This window comes from Streptosporangium sp. G11, from assembly GCF_051192615.1.
Taxonomy (GTDB): domain Bacteria; phylum Actinomycetota; class Actinomycetes; order Streptosporangiales; family Streptosporangiaceae; genus Streptosporangium.
In genome coordinates this window covers 1-776 of sequence record NZ_JBPJUQ010000337.1, presented here as the reverse complement: position 1 = coordinate 776, position 776 = coordinate 1, and the positions used below count along the sequence as shown (strand labels likewise).

Annotated in this window: 2 protein-coding genes; one reads left to right on the top strand and one right to left on the bottom strand. The window is 68.4% G+C overall.

All coding sequences use genetic code 11. The features are described from left to right. Positions 1–259, top strand: a 259-nt coding sequence (locus tag ACSDR0_RS50905) for an RtcB family protein (RefSeq protein WP_435296186.1), incomplete at its 5' end; no start/stop codon positions are given. A 269-nt stretch (positions 260–528) separates the two neighbouring features. Here ACSDR0_RS50905 and ACSDR0_RS50900 read toward each other — a convergent pair. After that, on the bottom strand, positions 529–776 hold a 248-nt coding region (locus ACSDR0_RS50900; RefSeq protein WP_435296185.1), incomplete at its 5' end, for a hypothetical protein.

The window sequence follows — 776 nt, the reverse complement described above, 5'->3', positions numbered from 1 at the left end:
ACAAACGAAGGGAGATCACATGCCGCACCAGGCCGCCCCGCACCTCCTGTCCTGGGCCAGCGGCACCGAATCCGGCACGATCGAGCAGGCCGCCCGCGCCGCCCGTCTCCCGTTCGTCCCCGGCCATGTCGCGCTGACGCCCGACGCGCACGTCGGCATGGGCGCCACCGTCGGCTCCGTGATCTCCACCCAGGGCGCGATCCTCCCCTGGAGGTGCGGGCACGACCGAGGCTTGTGTCTCTTCGCCTCTTGTATCTGATCATGGCTCACGTGTTCGGCCGGCTGGCGTTACCGGGGCGCAGCCAGGCTTCCAAGGACATTGATATCTTGGTGCGGCGGCATGAGATGACGGTGTTGCGGTGCCATGGAGCTCAACTGAGAGTTGCCCGGCGCGCTCGCGGAACGAGCCTGCCGGGTCCGTCCCGAACTCACTACGGCCAGCGGCCCAAGCAGCGGGCCGCATGGGCGATGGCAGATCGGGCCCGGCCGGGTAGGCGAGGTGTATGAGATGCGAGAAGTGCTGCCGGTCTAACGTGCACGGTGAGGTGGACGTCGCGTCGGGTTCTCGTACCAGATCAGGCCCGGGCTGGTCGACAGCCCCGCGCGCGGTAGGCGCTCCTCAGTAGCGAACGCGTCAAGGTCGCCGTCGCCGTTGACATCGCCGAGTCGCACACCCTCAGCGCCGCTGATGGAGCTGTCGACGGTGTGGCGTTGCCAAGCAGGTCGCACCGGATCCGCGGCCCAGGCAGCCGACGGGACGCCGAGTGCAATCAGCA